14 protein-coding genes are annotated in these 15,576 nt (G+C 39.0%); 10 read left to right on the forward strand and 4 right to left on the reverse strand.

All coding sequences use genetic code 11. The features are described 5' to 3' along the window. Positions 1 to 255 precede the first annotated feature (255 nt). Positions 256 to 735, forward strand: coding sequence for a DUF6702 family protein (locus tag ABJH98_RS15570; protein ID WP_348308624.1), 480 nt, complete (start codon positions 256 to 258; stop codon positions 733 to 735). A 2-nt stretch (positions 736 to 737) separates the two neighbouring features. Beyond that, a complete protein-coding gene (locus tag ABJH98_RS15575; RefSeq protein WP_348308625.1) occupies positions 738 to 2,549 on the forward strand; it encodes a YHYH protein in 1,812 nt (603 codons plus the stop codon). Between the two features lie 21 nt (positions 2,550 to 2,570). On the opposite strand, the gene ABJH98_RS15580 is transcribed toward ABJH98_RS15575, so the two are convergent. Continuing rightward, positions 2,571 to 3,332 (reverse strand): LytTR family DNA-binding domain-containing protein, encoded by a 762-nt coding sequence (locus tag ABJH98_RS15580; protein ID WP_348308626.1) that lies wholly within the window; start codon positions 3,330 to 3,332, stop codon positions 2,571 to 2,573. Beyond that, entirely contained in the window at positions 3,329 to 4,378 is a 1,050-nt protein-coding gene (locus ABJH98_RS15585; protein ID WP_348308627.1) for a histidine kinase, read from the reverse strand. Before ABJH98_RS15585 ends, ABJH98_RS15580 begins: the two co-directional genes overlap by 4 nt. A gap of 235 nt (positions 4,379 to 4,613) precedes the next feature. Between ABJH98_RS15585 and ABJH98_RS15590 the strand changes: the two genes are divergently transcribed. From ABJH98_RS15590 to ABJH98_RS15600, 3 genes are all read left to right on the forward strand, one after another. Next, positions 4,614 to 7,022, forward strand: a complete 2,409-nt coding sequence (locus ABJH98_RS15590; protein ID WP_348308628.1) for a TonB-dependent receptor — start codon at positions 4,614 to 4,616, stop codon at positions 7,020 to 7,022. 127 nt (positions 7,023 to 7,149) lie between these two features. Beyond that, entirely contained in the window at positions 7,150 to 8,031 is an 882-nt protein-coding gene (locus tag ABJH98_RS15595; RefSeq protein ID WP_348308629.1) for a hypothetical protein, read from the forward strand. Between the two features lie 24 nt (positions 8,032 to 8,055). Continuing rightward, on the forward strand, positions 8,056 to 8,778 hold the full coding sequence (locus tag ABJH98_RS15600) for a dienelactone hydrolase family protein (protein WP_348308630.1): 723 nt from the start codon (positions 8,056 to 8,058) through the stop codon (positions 8,776 to 8,778). 65 nt (positions 8,779 to 8,843) lie between these two features. Here ABJH98_RS15600 and glmM read toward each other — a convergent pair whose 3' ends face one another. Next, entirely contained in the window at positions 8,844 to 10,241 is a 1,398-nt protein-coding gene (gene glmM, locus ABJH98_RS15605) for a phosphoglucosamine mutase (protein ID WP_348308631.1), read from the reverse strand. A gap of 149 nt (positions 10,242 to 10,390) precedes the next feature. Next, complete coding sequence (locus ABJH98_RS15610; RefSeq protein WP_348308632.1) at positions 10,391 to 10,618, reverse strand: hypothetical protein; 228 nt, start codon at positions 10,616 to 10,618, stop codon at positions 10,391 to 10,393. Positions 10,619 to 10,702: 84 nt separating this feature from the next. On the opposite strand from ABJH98_RS15610, the gene mazG reads away from it, so the two are divergent. The 5 genes from mazG to ABJH98_RS15635 all read left to right on the forward strand — a co-directional run bounded on the left by mazG (position 10,703) and on the right by ABJH98_RS15635 (position 15,574). Further along, positions 10,703 to 11,509 (forward strand): nucleoside triphosphate pyrophosphohydrolase, encoded by an 807-nt coding sequence (mazG, locus tag ABJH98_RS15615; RefSeq protein ID WP_348308633.1) that lies wholly within the window; start codon positions 10,703 to 10,705, stop codon positions 11,507 to 11,509. Beyond that, a complete protein-coding gene (gene ispF / locus ABJH98_RS15620) occupies positions 11,506 to 11,994 on the forward strand; it encodes a 2-C-methyl-D-erythritol 2,4-cyclodiphosphate synthase (RefSeq protein ID WP_348308634.1) in 489 nt (162 codons plus the stop codon). The genes mazG and ispF overlap by 4 nt, the downstream gene beginning before the upstream one ends. After that, positions 11,987 to 12,679: a tRNA (5-methylaminomethyl-2-thiouridine)(34)-methyltransferase MnmD gene (mnmD, locus tag ABJH98_RS15625; RefSeq protein ID WP_348308635.1), complete on the forward strand. Its 693-nt coding sequence runs from the start codon at positions 11,987 to 11,989 to the stop codon at positions 12,677 to 12,679. The genes ispF and mnmD overlap by 8 nt, the downstream gene beginning before the upstream one ends. A 100-nt stretch (positions 12,680 to 12,779) precedes the next feature. Next, positions 12,780 to 14,120 (forward strand): Trk system potassium transporter TrkA, encoded by a 1,341-nt coding sequence (gene trkA, locus ABJH98_RS15630; protein ID WP_348308636.1) that lies wholly within the window; start codon positions 12,780 to 12,782, stop codon positions 14,118 to 14,120. Further along, positions 14,117 to 15,574: a potassium transporter TrkG gene (locus ABJH98_RS15635; protein ID WP_348308637.1), complete on the forward strand. Its 1,458-nt coding sequence runs from the start codon at positions 14,117 to 14,119 to the stop codon at positions 15,572 to 15,574. Before trkA ends, ABJH98_RS15635 begins: the two co-directional genes overlap by 4 nt. Positions 15,575 to 15,576 lie beyond the last annotated feature (2 nt).

Genomic DNA, 15,576 nt, shown 5'->3' on the forward strand with positions numbered 1-15,576 from the left:
TTCGTTCTGTCCGGAAGTGATTCCTTCAACGAGGATTAATTATTCAGGGTTCAAAGATAATTGGGAAAATTGGTTTGATGTCTTTTTTTGTCAAAAAGAAAAAGAAGTAGTTAATAAATTAACAAAATGGCAACAGAACGTGAGAATTATTACGGATTGAATAAAAAAGGTTTCTCCATTAGTGACAGGGTAAGTAGGGTTGTATCGTTTTGTCTCGTTGTATCTATGTAAGTTTATTTATTTTGCCAGTCAGCCATGAGGAGAAAAGTTTGTATTACCATTCTAATTTTGAATGTCTTAGTAGGTGTTGATTCAGTCAAAGCACATGAGTTGAATTTTGGTTTGTTTGAATTGTTTGAGCAAGACCAGGCCTATTTTATGGAAATTCGATTAGACAAGGCCAATCTGGTAGAGGCAGTCGGCAATAACGCAGGAAAATCCAAAGAAGACTGGAATTGTGCACTGTCTCAATATCTAAATGCTCACATGAGTCTATCGATTAACGAAGCTATTGCTTCGTTCGACTACCAAGCGTTTACTTTTCTAGATGATATCATAGTAGTGACGGCAAAACTAGATGTGCCCCTTCAGGAAATCTCTACTATTAAAGTTGACAATACGGTATTATTAGAAACTATAGAGAATCAAACGAATATTATTAAAGCTGCTTTTCACAGTAAAAAGAGATCTTTTCGACTAGATAAGGATCGGGTCTCAACCATCATAAAATACTAGTTATGAGAAAAATCACGAATCAAATTAAATCAATTATAGTAGCGATGCTGCTGCTGAATTTTATTTGGGCTTGTACAGAAGATGAGCCCGAACAAGACGAAAACAATGCACCTACTATCGAAGATGATATTCCAGATTTGGCGCTGACATCCGGTTTTGGCACGCAGACAGTGGCTCTTGCAGATGTTTTTACGGATGCCGATGGGGATGATTTGACTTTAACTGCCACATCGAGTGATGAGGATGTGGCCACTGTTGGCATATCTGGAACTACCCTTACATTGACTGAAGTAGGCAACGGCTCAACAAATGTCACGGTAAAAGCTGTGGACGAAGAAGGAGAGAGCGTATCGGACTCCTTTACCTTAAAAATTTCTGAAGAGGGAGATACGAATAATGCACCGACTGTTAAGAATCAAATTTCTGACCAAACTTTTACTGAAGGATTTAGCGCAGCAACAGTCGAACTAGCCAATGTTTTTGAGGATGCGGATGTAGACGAATTGACATTAACAGCCACCAGTGAGGATGAGACAGTGGTCACAGTTAGCATTTCTGGAACTACCCTGACCATCACAGAAGTAGGAATTGGAACTGCTGATGTGACAGTAACTGCGGAAGATCCGAGCGACGCTTCCGTTTCTGATACTTTTAGCGTGACAATAAATGAAAGTTCAGAGACCACCATAGCCGACTTTACTTTTAGTAATCAGGATGGCAATGGGTTGACCATTGACTCTTGGACGGAGATAAATGGTGTAGACGGGTATGCGATTTTAATCAATACCGAAGACAGTTTTACCGAATTGACTGATGGTGATGATGATGACGGAAGTACGTCTTATCAGGGAGTAGGGCAGCAGTTGATCTATAATGGAACTTCTGTAAGTTCATTAGATATTTCTATTTTGGAATCGGATATGTCTTATTATTTTAAACTGATTCCCTATACTGGAAATCACGTGTATGACCATCAGTATGATGCTGAAGATGGTTCTACGACTTCCTGTGAAACAACAAGTACGACAGTTAGTCAAGTGTGTTTTTCTATCGATGGAGATGTCAGAACGATTTCTTCTAACCAATATCCAAGTCATGATGTAGAGAATTTTCCAAATGCTGAGCCGACAGCTATTGAAGATTCTCACGATTTTGATTTGACACCGGAAGATGCGGGAAGTATCACGTATGTGTATGATGAGACTGGTGGCCCAACTCCTTCAAATCAAAATTTCTGGCAATTCGGGACAGCAGTAAATGGCGTAGAATTTCACCCGATGGGATTGAAACCATGGGAGAACCCAGATACTGGAGAGGAAAATTGGGAGTGGCAAGCAAAAGTGACAGAGGAAGACGAAACAGGCCTTGATAAATATGGCGCACATGTTACCAGTGCTGGCAACTATCACTATCATGGAGACATTGTAGCCTTGGCAGATGAGGAGGATGGAAGCCGTCATTCTTTGATTTATGGTTTTGCTGCAGATGGATTCCCTATTTATTATAAGTATGGATATATCGATGCCGATGATCCAGAGAGCGGTATTAAGGAGCTAAAATCTAGCTATAAGATCAAGGATGGAGACAGACCAGGCGATGGAACCACAGCTCCTGATGGTGCATATGACGGTTATTATATTCAAGATTATGAGTATGATTCAAGCATAGGTGATCTTGATGAATGCAATGGTCGAAATGGTGTTACTCCAGAATATCCAGATGGGACGTATTATTATGTAATTACTGCAGAATTTCCTGTGACGCCTAATTGCTTCGTCGGTACACCTGACGAATCATTCTTAATAGGTCAATAATATTAGACTTTAAAAGAGAAATTAGCCGAGCCACTGTTTAAAAGCAGTGGCTTTTTCGCTACTTACAATAATTTGCTCTTCGTGCACAAAGGTTGTTTCCACTAATAGTTTGCTCTTTCCAAACTTATGAACCGCATCAATGGCCGCGTAATTCAATATGTACTGTCTATTGGCTCTGTAGTACTTTTCAGGGTCAAGTTCTTTACAAATGTCATCCAAAGTTTGATCCATCAGGTATTTTTTCCCGCCTTTTGTGAGCAGATAGACCAGACCAGAGTTGGCGTAAAAACACAAAATATCTTCTGTTTCAACCGACATCATTTTCTCACCCATTTTTACTAAAAACCTTGACTTGAACTTTCGGTCGTCTAATCGGATGTTTTTTATGAGCTCCTGAATCGACGGCGGTTGAACGTTAGCAAATTGAGATTTCAGCATTCGATACTTATCTAAACTTCGCTGTAATTCATCCTTGTTGATTGGTTTGAGTAGGTAGTCGATGCTATTTACTTTAAAAGCCTTCAGCATATATTCATCAAACGCGGTTGTGAAAATGACTGGCTTTTTGATTTCGGCCTGTTCGAAAATTTCAAAGCTGAGCCCATCGCTCAGCTGAATGTCCATAAAAATAAGATCTGGACACTGATGATGATTGAGCCATTTCACAGTTTCTTTTACACCGTCAAAAACCTCAACAATCTCGATCGTTGTATCTATCTCCTCTAGCAATTTTTGTAGTCTGCGAAAAGCGGGCGCCTCGTCTTCAATGATCAAAACCTTCATAGGCTGTTTTCTTTAGCAAATTCTAATTCGGTTAACATTTCAATCAAAGGTACAGCTACCATATAATTTTTCTGAGAGGTGATCACATCTATATTGCGTTGACCAAGATACTCATATCGTTTTCTGATATTAGCCAATCCAGTCTTGGTTGACTTTTCTAAAGTATTCTTTGGTTTAAGGTTATTCTTCACCACCAGTACTTCTCCTTTTTCAACATAGATATCAATTTGCAAGGGGTCTAATTTTGAAATCACATTGTGCTTGATGGCATTTTCGATAAGCATTTGTAGTGTGAGCGGAGCGATATATCGATCCTCATATTTGATGTCTATCGAAAAGTTGACCTTCAAATTTTCTGGATAGCGCATTTGTAATAGATAAACATATGATTTTGAAAAGGCCAGTTCTTCCTTTAGCTCCACTAGCTCCCTCTCTTTATTTTGAAGTATGTATCTATAAACTTCCGACAAGGTCTGAGTAAAGTCAATGGCAGTTTTTTGGTTTTCTGCGATGAGTGTGGTCAGGGTATTCAGGCTGTTGAACAAAAAATGGGGGCTCATCTGATTTTGTAACACCTCAAATTGAGTTCTGATTTGTTGATTTTTTAATTTCTCGGCTAGGGCAAAGGACTCTTTCCATTTGCCAAAGAAGTAAGCTCCTTCATATATCGAGGAGACCATGAATGCCGCCACCATATTAATTTCGGAATTCATAAAGATGTTTCTAAGATCATTCAATTCTTCCAGTTCAACAATGCCCAGAGCAAGACGAATCACATTTGGACAGATCACCAAGAACAGACCAACTGATAAAATGGTTAGCAACAGCCTTTTTGCTGTCAAATCGATTTGAGGATACTTTATTCTGAACCCAAAAATAATCAGCACGGCTCCATTCCAAAGCGTAACAGTAAAAAGGAGGGAGATCAAAAAATTTTCAAGGAAACTGTTCTTCTCATGTTCATGATCTTTGATAATGAAGGACATTAAGAGCGCCACGACAGGAATTCCAATCCATCTAATCACTTTTTCATTCGGCCATTTCATACTACAATATTATTAGGTTTTTAGTCATATCAGATCATGTAATCCAGTGAAGCGGGAATTTCCAAAGCCGAAACCGTACAAATAGTATTTGAGATCATTGGCTCAGATCGAAAATTTCATCCATTGATTTCCCCGCTTCATCCAGAAATTTTCCCAACTCAGTCATTTAAAGTACTTCGGATGTAAACCTCGGCTCTAATTTCGGGTCTGTAATAAAAACTCAATACCAGAAACCATGAACAAAAAATTGATAATTGCAATTGGCTTGTTGGTCGCTTTGATTAGCCTCAAGGCCAAAGCTCAGACCCAGACGGTGAAAGGGCAAATACTCGATGCTCAAGCAGAATACCCCCTCTTTGGTGCTACAGTGGGTTTGATAGGGTCAGATCCCTATCTAGGAACGGTAGCAGATATGGATGGCTATTTCAAATTAGAGAATGTGCCCATTGGCAGACAAACACTGATGGTACAATACTTAGGCTATAAAAATCAGACAATTCCCAACGTACTCGTAACAACAGGTAAGGAAGTAGTGCTACAGATTAAATTAGAGGAATCTGTAGAGAAAATGGAAGAAATCGTGATTACCGCAAATTCAAATAAAGATTTACCTATCAATGAATTGGCCAAAGTCAGCGCTAGAACATTTAGTTTAGAAGAAGTCACTCGTTTTTCTGGTGGTCGAAATGATGTCGCAAGAATGGCGGCTTCATTTGCTGGAGTAAGTGCTCCAGACGATTCCAGAAATGATATTGTGGTGAGAGGGAATTCACCAAGCGGTTTACTTTGGCGTATAGAAGGATTGCCTGTTTCTACAGTGAATCATTACAATACATTGGGGTCTACTGGCGGACCAGTGAGTGCCTTGAATACCAATTTGTTGAGAAATTCAGATTTTATGACTGGCGCATTTCCCGCAGAATACGGTAATGCCAATGCAGCAGTTTTTGATGTGAATTTCAGAAATGGAAATACAGATAAGTATGAGTTTACAGGACAGTTAGCTGCTTTTTCAGGATTGGAATTTATGGCCGAAGGCCCAATAAACCGTGAGAATAATTCATCTTTTGTAGCCTCTTATCGCTACGGTATTGCGCGTTTTGCAGCACCAGGAACGAGCGCCATTCCTATTTATCATGATTTTTCATTCAAAGCCAATCTAGGTGATACCAAGATTGGTCGGTTTGAAATTTTTGGATTGGGAGGGTTGAGTAGTATTGATTTCTTTGGAGACGAGATTGATGAAACTGATCTTTTTGCTAACCCAAATGAAGATGCGTATATAGACAATTCTTTGGGGATAATTGGATTGTCACATTTATTGAGATTGAATAAAACTACATATTTGAAAACCATTCTTGGTGTTTCGTCTACTTATGGTACTTATGAGCAAGACAACCTAATCAAAGATGGTGAAGGTTCTACCATTCAAAAATACCGTGCAACAAATGTGAAAAATACGGAGAATAGATATACCCTCAGTTCTACTTTTAACAAGAAATTCAATGCCAGCTGGTCGTTAAGGGCTGGAATCGTAGCTGAGTTGTACGATGCTAATTTCTTTGCTGAAGATCGCGACAACCAGGCGGGAATTCCTGATAATAATGGAGATGGTATCCCAGATGATTTTGTACTCATACGAGATTTTAAAGATCAATACACTGTCACTCAGGGATTTGCTCAGGCCGAATATAATATTACAGATGAAGTGAGTGTAACGGCAGGCTTACATACTCAATATCATGGCTATAATGGAGCTTTTGCATTAGAGCCACGTGCGGCTGTAAGCTGGCAATTTGACCCGATACAGCGACTAAGCCTTGCTTATGGACTGCATGCTCAAGCCGTACCAAGCCCAATTCTTTTTTATGAAGAGGCTGTTAGCCCAGGCATTTATGAAATGACCAACGACCATTTAGGTTTTACTAAAAGTCATCATGTAGTACTGGGCTATGATCGCAATCTGGGCCCCAGCTGGAGACTTAAGGCAGAGACTTATTTTCAATACCTCTTTGACGTTCCAGTGGAACAAACACCAAGTAGTTATTCAATCATAAATGAAGGAGCAGATTTTGTGTATGAGGAAAAAGGGTCGTTGGTTAATGAAGGAACAGGCACAAATTATGGAGCTGAAATTACACTCGAAAAATTCTTCAGCAATAGTTATTACTTGCTTATGACTACTTCAGTATTCGACTCAAAATACAAAGGAAGTGATGGAATTGAACGAAATACTGCATTCAACAATCATTTCGTGTACAATGTACTATTTGGCAAGGAATGGAAATTTGGCAAAGGCAACAAAAATGCTTGGACTTTTGACACCAAGCTGACGACTTCAGGAGGCAAACCATACACGCCCATAGACTTAGATGGCACACGTGATAATGCAGGAGAAGAAGTAAGATTTGAAGACGAGGCCTATACGATGAGGTATGGAAATTATTTCAGATGGGATGTGAAGTTTGGCGTAAGAATCAACAGTGCTAAAAAGAACGTCTCACATCAGTTTTTCGTGGATCTTCAGAACGTAACCAACAGAAAAAATGAGTTTGTGAAGAGATACAATGAAGTAACCGATGAGATCAATATCGTAGAGCAAATCGGATTCTTCCCAGATATTTTATACAGAATACAGTTTTGATACATTAGGTTTATGGATTGGAGTCCCGAGGAAATCGGGACTTTTTTTATACTTTCTGATCAGTAGGGATATTGGACTCTTGTCCTTTTATATATTTGAAGAAGAATAGGTAACAAACCCTGGGTTCATGAAAGCATTAGTGCTTTTCCTTTTATTGACTTTTATCCAAAATTTTGGAATCGCCCAAGATAGCTTGGTGCTAAAAACTGGTGAGCGCATACCATTTACCCGTATGAGTATGCTGTTAGATCACGTAGAGATCAAGCATGAGAATACCAAAGAATTCCATACTTATTCTTTTGATGAAGTCTATGGATACAGCGAAGGGATGAAAGAAAGAACCTATTTCTTTAAACAAAATCCTGAGGCAGAAAACGAGAATGATTATTTGGTGCTTAAACGACTAACTGTTGGAAATCTGTCCTTATTTGAAGGAACAGGTAATAATCAAAGCCTTTATATTGAAAAAGAAGATCGCTTTGAAAAAGTCTTTCAGGTGACAGACTCCAAAGCGAAAAAGTATGAGCGAGTAGAAGTTTTAAAATCCTTTGTTGATGATGATGAGGAGTCCACGGCTTACATTTCTGCTCCTAGTTTTAAGTTGAAATGGAAGGAAATTGAAACGGTTGTAGCCTATTACAATAAGCGGAATTTTGATGAGGTAGAGCCTGAAGAGGATGATATTTTTGGGTTGGTCTTTTTATACAGAACGCAATTTCAAAAGACAAAAGATCGTATTGTAATCGAGATGTATGATCATGATCACGACCTGTACCTAGAAGATTACATCATATTAGAAATGCCTATTGATTATGCTAGTAAACTTAGCTTGAGAGACTCTGAAATCAAGAGTTCTCATATCATGTCTGGTGAACTACGGGAGCAATATTATGAAGTCTTATACGACTCAAAATCCAATACCTTTAGATTCGATGAAAAATCTGGTACGGAGCTTCAGTTCGAATTTTATAAAATCAGAGACTTAGTACAGAAGAAGATCACGCACTAATAATTGTCATTTAATAATTGTAAAATGATCCAATCAGAGAAAATCACTTATCAAGATTCAAAATCAAATCAAATTTTTGAAGGCGTGATTTGTTGGGATGATGCCATGGCTGAAAAAAAACCTGGGGTTTTAGTAGCACACACATTCAAAGGCCAATCTGATTTTGAAGTTGACAAAGCTCAAGAATTGGCCAAGTTGGGATATGTAGGATTTGCGCTGGACATGTATGGTCAGGGCAATCGAGCTACTACTCCAGAGGAAGCAGATGCTTTGATGCAACCATTTTTGGATGATCGTGCACTCCTTCTCAACAATATTCTTTTGGCATTTGATACTTTAAAGAAACACGCCGAGGTAGACGAGACCAGATGTGGAGGTATTGGCTTTTGTTTTGGAGGCAAGTGCATGTTAGATCTAGCCAGATCTAGTGCAGATATTAATGGTGTAGTTAGTTTTCATGGTATTTATGATCAGCCAGGATTGAACCATGAAGGGGATATCAAAGCATCAGTTCTGGTATTACATGGCTGGGAAGATCCATTGGCTAAGCCAGACAGCACAGTTGCTTTGGGTCATGAACTCACAGAAAGAAATGCGGATTGGCAGATATTGGCTTTTGGTCATACAGGCCATTCATTCACTAACCCAAAGGCCAATTTTCACGATCGTGGCATGTTTTACCAAGAGGCTTCTAACCGTAGAGCCTGGCAGGCCATGACCAATTTTTTTGAAGAGATTTTTGAATAGTGTAAGAACACCTTTTCCAAAGTTTTGAACTTTGGAAAAGGTTGAGTGATTTTAGGCAAGAAGAATTAATCCTCTACCTTCTCAGTTACAATCTCTTTGATATCCATTATCAATTTCTTAGCCATGGCATCAGCTGTATTTCTGGAATCGGACTCAGCATAGATTCTGATAATCGGTTCTGTATTTGATTTTCTCAAATGCACCCATTCCTTATCAAATTCTATTTTTACACCATCTTCCGTGTTGATAGGCTGCTTTGCGTATTTATTTTTCACTTCTTCCAGCACTAAGTCCACATCAATTTCAGGAGTCAAATCAATCTTGTTTTTAGAGATGTGATAATTAGGATACATGGCTCTTAACAAAGAAGCAGATTTCCCAAATTTGGCTAAATGAGTCAAGAAAAGAGCAATCCCGACCAAAGCATCACGACCGTAGTGTAATTCTGGCAATATGATTCCTCCATTACCTTCTCCTCCAATAATAGCGTTGGTTGCTTTCATTTTGTTGACCACATTCACTTCTCCTACAGCAGATGCTTCATAGGAACCACCCGCTTTTTCTGTAACATCTCTTAAAGCACGGGTCGAAGACATATTAGAAACAGTATTGCCCGGCTTGTTTTTTACCACATAGTCAGCAATGGTCACCAATGTATATTCTTCACCATAAGGCTCTCCGTTGTCACCGACAAAAGCCAATCGGTCCACATCAGGATCAACTACGATTCCTAAATCTAAGTGACCGCTTTCTACTTCATTACAGATATGTGTAATGTTTTCTGGAAGAGGTTCTGGATTGTGAGGAAACAAACCATTGGGCTCACCAAAAAAGATTTTATAATCAGTTACTCCTAGTTTATCTAATAACTTCGGAATAGCAATACCGCCGGTAGAGTTGACTGCATCCACCCCGATTTTAAATTTCCTTTTTTTGATCGCCTCTACATCTACCAAATCCAATTCAAGAATTTTGTCGATGTGATAATCTATGTAAGAATCATTTTGCTCATAAGAGCCAAGGTCCTTGGACAATGCAAATTCGATTTCACCAGAATCCGCTAACTCCAAAATCTTTTCGCCTTCTGCAGCAGAAATAAATTCCCCTTTGGAGTTGAGGAGCTTTAAAGCATTCCACCCATTGGGATTGTGACTGGCTGTGATGATAATACCACCACCTGCATTTTCTGCAGGCACTGCCATTTCTACAGTAGGAGTTGTGGATAGACCGAGGTCTACCACATCTATGCCTAACCCTTGCAAAGTGCCAGAGGCTATTTTTGTAATCAGCTCACCAGAAGGTCGAGCATCTCTTCCAATTACTACTTTATTGATTCCGGAATTTTCCTTGACCCAGTGTCCGAATGCTGCAGCATATTTTACTACGTCATTGGGTGTAAGGGATTCTCCTTCTTTGCCACCAATGGTGCCTCTAATCCCGGATATTGATTTAATAAGTGTCATCTAGTTGATGTATAAGATTTTTTGGGTGCGCAAAAGTAGACAAACCATTGATAATCGGAAAAGTCTCCTGATTAATTGCCTAGGCTCCCTGTAATACGTTTTTAAATACTTTTTTTAGAAATGCTGGTTGTCGTTATTATCGACAGTTGTTAAAATTTACTCATGACTTTATCTACTTCGTTATCTGGATTGCCACAGGCATCCCCTGCTGCCACTGTTTTACCACAATAGCCACATGCCTCCCCTTCTTTATTCAGATATGGGTTTTGTGAGGCACAAGTGCCTTTAAATTCCCCATTTTTCAAAAAAATGAGCCTTACGCTCATGAAAATGAAGAATATTGCCACAAATCCAATGCCTAATAATATCGTAGTCATATTTTCAAAAGTTGAATGCAAATTTATACATTAAAGCCAATAGCTTTACCAAAAGTTCCACATTAATGACAAAGATCATTTTTCATGTCCACCCCAAAAAGTAAGCCAGATCATAACCGTCCCGCCAAATTGGCCGCATTTGACAGACTCCTGACTGTCATGGATGAGCTCAGAGAAAATTGTCCATGGGACAAGAAGCAAACACTGGAATCCATAAGGCATCTGACCATTGAAGAAACTTATGAGCTTTCTGATGCCATTTTAGAGAATGATCTTCAAGAAGTAAAAAAGGAAATCGGTGATATCATGCTGCACATGGTATTCTACTCGAGAATTGCTTCTGAGACCAACGAATTTGATGTCTCTGATGTACTCAATAGTATTTGCGATAAGTTAGTCCATCGTCATCCACATATTTATGGTGATGTAGAAGTGAAGGATGAAAAACAGGTGAAAGAAAATTGGGAAAAGCTCAAGCTAAAAGAAAAGGGGAATGTGTCTGTATTAGGTGGAGTGCCTAAGTCCTTGCCAGCTATGGTAAAGGCGATGCGCATTCAAGAAAAAGCCCGTGGTGTAGGTTTTGATTGGGACAACCAAAACCAAGTTTGGGACAAGGTGCATGAAGAGTTAGAGGAATTCAAAGCTGAAGTAGAAAAGAAAGATCAGGAAAAAGCCAGAGATGAGTTTGGCGATTTGTTGTTCTCTTTAGTGAACTATTCCAGATTTGTAAACATAGATCCCGAAGAAGCTTTAGAACGCACCAACAAAAAATTTATTAAGAGATTTCAATTCCTTGAATCAGAGAGCAAGAAGGATGGGAAGAAAATGGGTGAAATGACACTTTCGGAAATGGATGAATACTGGGAAAAAGCAAAGACTATAAAATCATGAAACCAAACATAAGAGTAGGCTACGGATATGATGTACACCAACTGGCAGAGGGAAAACCTTTCTGGCTGGGGGGAATAGAAGTCCCACATACTCATGGAGCTGTAGGGCATTCTGATGCGGATGTATTGATCCATGTGATTTGTGATGCGCTTCTGGGCGCTGCCAATATGCGTGATATTGGTTTTCATTTTGCTGATACAGATCCTAAGTACAAAGGCATTGATAGTAAAATATTGTTAGCGGATGTCATGAAATTAATTCGAGTCGCTAACTATGAAATAGGGAATATAGATTGTACAATCTGTCTTCAAAGGCCTAAAATTAACCCTCATATTCCTGAGATGAAGAAGGTCTTGGCTAGCGTGATGAACATTGAAGAAAACGATGTTTCTATCAAAGCGACAACCACTGAGAAATTGGGCTTTGTAGGTAAAGAAGAAGGAGTTGCTGCACATGCGGTGGTATTAATTTACAATAATGTCTGACATCAAAATCATCGAAACAAGAGATGGTTCGTCTTCTTTGCTCATTCCTGAAATGAATGAGACTTACCATTCTACACATGGAGCAATTACCGAATCTGAATATGTTTTTTTGAAAATGGGCTTAGATCACTTTCGTGAAAAATTCCCAGAGCAAAAGGAGATCAGTATTTTAGAAATTGGGTTTGGCACTGGATTGAATGTCTGGCTGACAGCTTTAGCGGTAGAGAATAAGGATCTAGGAATCAATTTTTCTACTATTGAAAAATTTCCATTGAAGGCTGAATTGGTCGAACAACTCAATTATAAAAACAAAAAAGAATCTGAGGGTTCCAAAAAACTGTTTGCAAAAATCCACGAAGTGGAGTGGGAAGAACAGCAGGAAATTTCGCAAACTTTTAGTTTAACTAAATTCCAGACTGATATCGTAGAGTTCAACCCTCAACCTGAAAGCTATAATCTCATTTATTTTGATGCTTTTGCACCTTCCAAACAGCCTGAAATGTGGTCTCAGGACGTATTGAGAAAAATGCATGAACTATTAAAACCAAATGGTATTTTCGTAACTTATTGTGCCCAAGGACAATTTAAAAGGGACTTGAAAGCAGTAGGTTTTGCGACAGAAGAACTGGATGGACCTCCAGGTAAAAAGGAAATGACACGAGGCACAAAATTAACAGCGAGTTAAATACTCGTCGAAATTCTATCAACTAAATGCTGGATTCGTTTCACAACATGAGGGTTTTTTTATATTTGCTAACACCAACCGGTAAAGGGATAAGCCAGATATGAGGATTATAATAGCAGGTGCAGGGGATGTTGGGTTTCATTTGGCCAAATTATTGGCATTCGAATCACACGACATCAACATTATCGACACTGATGATGACAAACTGCAATACATTGCCAATCACCTCGATGTGCATACCACAAAGGGTAACTCCACCTCATTTAGAACACTAGAAGATGCACAGGTAACGAAGGCTGATTTGCTCATAGCAGTCACAGAATCCGAAGCTACTAATATTTCTACTTGCATAATTGGAAAAAATCTAGGTGCCCATAAAACCATCGCTAGGATTACGAACACAGAATATCTTCATAAAAAAGAAACGCTTGACTTGAAAGATATTGGGATTGATGAAATTATCTCGCCCGAATCTTTAGCTGCAAAAGAAATCAAACGTCTCCTCAAACAAACGGCTTTGACTGATCTGTTTGATTTTGAAAAAGGAACTTTGTCATTGGTGGGAATTACCATAGACGAGCAATCTGAGCTTTGTGAAAAAACGCTTGTGGAGGCGGCTTATCTCAATCCTGATCATAGTTTCACAACTGTGGCTATTTTAAGGAATGGAGAAACCATCATTCCTCATGGGGATAATAAGTTCAAGAACAACGACCATGCCTATTTTATCTGTCAACCCGACGGAGTGGAACGAGTGTTGGACCTGGCCAAAAAACAAAGTGAGGATATAAGAAATATCATGATACTTGGTGGGAGTAAGATTGGTATTCAAGCCGCTTTGCAGTTGAGTAAAAAATATAACATCAAGTTGATCGAAGAAGATAGAGATAAGTGCTTCGAATTAGCTGACACACTACAAAACACCATGATTATCAATGGTGATGGGAGAGATGTGGAACTTCTTAAAGAGGAGGGCATAGACGAAATGGATGCCTTTATTGCCGTTACCGGCAACTCAGAAACCAATATTATTTCTTCACTTGTGGCTAAAAACCATGGTGTAGGGAAGACGATTTCATTGGTGGAAAACATGGATTATATCCACCTGTCACAAAACATTGGTGTGGATACCATGATCAATAAAAAATTGATCGCTGCGAGTTTTATCTTCAGATATATCCGGAAAGGTCAAGTCGTAAATATGACCACCATACATGGTGTAGATGCAGAGATATTAGAATTTGAAGTGACAGAAGGCTCTAAAATTCTTGAGCATGAGTTGAGAAATTTAGAGTTTCCTAAGTCAGCTATTATTGGTGGTGTGATACGGAATGGTAGTGGCATCATCGCTCGCGGCAATTTTCATTTCGAAGTGAAAGATCGGGTGGTTGTATTGTCAAGATCTGAGTGTATTAGAAAAGTAGAAGGATACTTCAAATGAGATTCAACTACAAAGTAATCTTTAATGTATTGGGCTTACTGGTTTTGCTCAATGGTGCTTTTATGATGCTTTGTATTCCATTCAGTTTACATTTTGGAGATGGAGATTTAATTCCATTACTAAAATCAGGTGGAATAACCATGCTGATCGGATATATCACATTTGCATTTACTCGAAAAAATAGAAGTAAGGATCTTAAGAAAAAAGATGGCTATCTAATCGTAACTCTCGGTTGGCTCACCATGTCAGCTTTTGGGACTTTACCGTACATTTTAAGTGGTTCTATTCCAGATTTTACTGATGCATTTTTCGAAACCATATCAGGTTTTACTACTACAGGAGCTACTATCCTTACAGATATAGAATCTATCGACAAAGGTGTACTTTTTTGGCGTAGTTTGACACAATGGATAGGCGGCATGGGAATCATTGTATTAGCCGTAGCCATTTTACCCATATTAGGAATTGGCGGAATGCAATTATTTGTAGCTGAGGCACCTGGTATTACACCTGATAAACTGAAGCCGAGAATTACCGAAACAGCCAAAAGACTTTGGTTGATATATGTCGGCCTCACCTTGACTGAAATGATTTTGTTGTGGATTGGCGGGATGACCTTTTATGATGCGCTCAATCATGCACTTACCACGATGGCAACTGGCGGATTCTCTACAAAAAATGCGAGCGTTGCTTACTACCAGACTCCTTTTATTCAGTACACTATTACTTTGTTCATGTTCCTTGCTGGAACAAATTTTACATTGACATATTTCGGATTGCATGGAAAGCTGTTGACAGTTTACCGAAATGAAGAGTTTAGATTTTATGCTACATTTTGTATACTCCTTACTGTTATTTGCTCAGTGAGTGTATTTACTCATTCGAATCAGGGACTTGAAAAATCTTTTCGAGATGGCTTGTTTCAAGTAATTTCTATCATCACGACTACGGGGTATGTAACTGCAGATTACAGCCAATGGACCTCATCTATTGTCGTGTTGATGTTCGTTATGATGTTTTTGGGGGCGTCTGCCGGTAGCACAGCAGGAGGCGTAAAAATAGTTAGGCATATTGTATTGATCAAAAATAGTATCCTTGAACTCAAAAGGCAGCTTCACCCTTCGGCTATTATTCCAGTTCGGCTCAATAAAAAGGCCGTACATCGAGACATTACCTTCAATATTTTGGCCTTTATCATGATATACATTTCCATATTTGCTATTGGATCAGTAATCATGGCATGGATTGGGACTGATTTTCTCACAGCAGTGGGATCTGTGGCGACATGCTTAGGAAATATTGGACCAGGGTTGGGGCAGGTAGGCCCAGTGGATAACTTTGCTGGGATTCCTGAAATTGGTAAGTGGTTTTTATCTTTTTTAATGTTGCTAGGTAGACTAGAACTTTTCACCGTATTGATTTTACTGACGCCTTATTTCTGGCGCAAAATATAACT

This window comes from Reichenbachiella sp. (assembly GCF_039969095.1).
In the GTDB taxonomy this organism is placed as follows: Bacteria; Bacteroidota; Bacteroidia; order Cytophagales; family Cyclobacteriaceae; genus Reichenbachiella.

What these genes read in the sequence shown, in the direction of transcription:
- ABJH98_RS15570 (WP_348308624.1), top strand. Translation starts at nt 256, where the DNA reads ATGAGGAGAAAAGTTTGTATTACCATTCTAATTTTGAATGTCTTAGTA.
- ABJH98_RS15575 (WP_348308625.1), top strand. Translation starts at nt 738, where the DNA reads ATGAGAAAAATCACGAATCAAATTAAATCAATTATAGTAGCGATGCTG.
- ABJH98_RS15580 (WP_348308626.1), bottom strand. Translation starts at nt 3,332, where the DNA reads ATGAAGGTTTTGATCATTGAAGACGAGGCGCCCGCTTTTCGCAGACTA.
- ABJH98_RS15585 (WP_348308627.1), bottom strand. Translation starts at nt 4,378, where the DNA reads ATGAAATGGCCGAATGAAAAAGTGATTAGATGGATTGGAATTCCTGTC.
- ABJH98_RS15590 (WP_348308628.1), top strand. Translation starts at nt 4,614, where the DNA reads ATGAACAAAAAATTGATAATTGCAATTGGCTTGTTGGTCGCTTTGATT.
- ABJH98_RS15595 (WP_348308629.1), top strand. Translation starts at nt 7,150, where the DNA reads ATGAAAGCATTAGTGCTTTTCCTTTTATTGACTTTTATCCAAAATTTT.
- ABJH98_RS15600 (WP_348308630.1), top strand. Translation starts at nt 8,056, where the DNA reads ATGATCCAATCAGAGAAAATCACTTATCAAGATTCAAAATCAAATCAA.
- glmM (WP_348308631.1), bottom strand. Translation starts at nt 10,241, where the DNA reads ATGACACTTATTAAATCAATATCCGGGATTAGAGGCACCATTGGTGGC.
- ABJH98_RS15610 (WP_348308632.1), bottom strand. Translation starts at nt 10,618, where the DNA reads ATGACTACGATATTATTAGGCATTGGATTTGTGGCAATATTCTTCATT.
- mazG (WP_348308633.1), top strand. Translation starts at nt 10,703, where the DNA reads ATGTCCACCCCAAAAAGTAAGCCAGATCATAACCGTCCCGCCAAATTG.
- ispF (WP_348308634.1), top strand. Translation starts at nt 11,506, where the DNA reads ATGAAACCAAACATAAGAGTAGGCTACGGATATGATGTACACCAACTG.
- mnmD (WP_348308635.1), top strand. Translation starts at nt 11,987, where the DNA reads ATGTCTGACATCAAAATCATCGAAACAAGAGATGGTTCGTCTTCTTTG.
- trkA (WP_348308636.1), top strand. Translation starts at nt 12,780, where the DNA reads ATGAGGATTATAATAGCAGGTGCAGGGGATGTTGGGTTTCATTTGGCC.
- ABJH98_RS15635 (WP_348308637.1), top strand. Translation starts at nt 14,117, where the DNA reads ATGAGATTCAACTACAAAGTAATCTTTAATGTATTGGGCTTACTGGTT.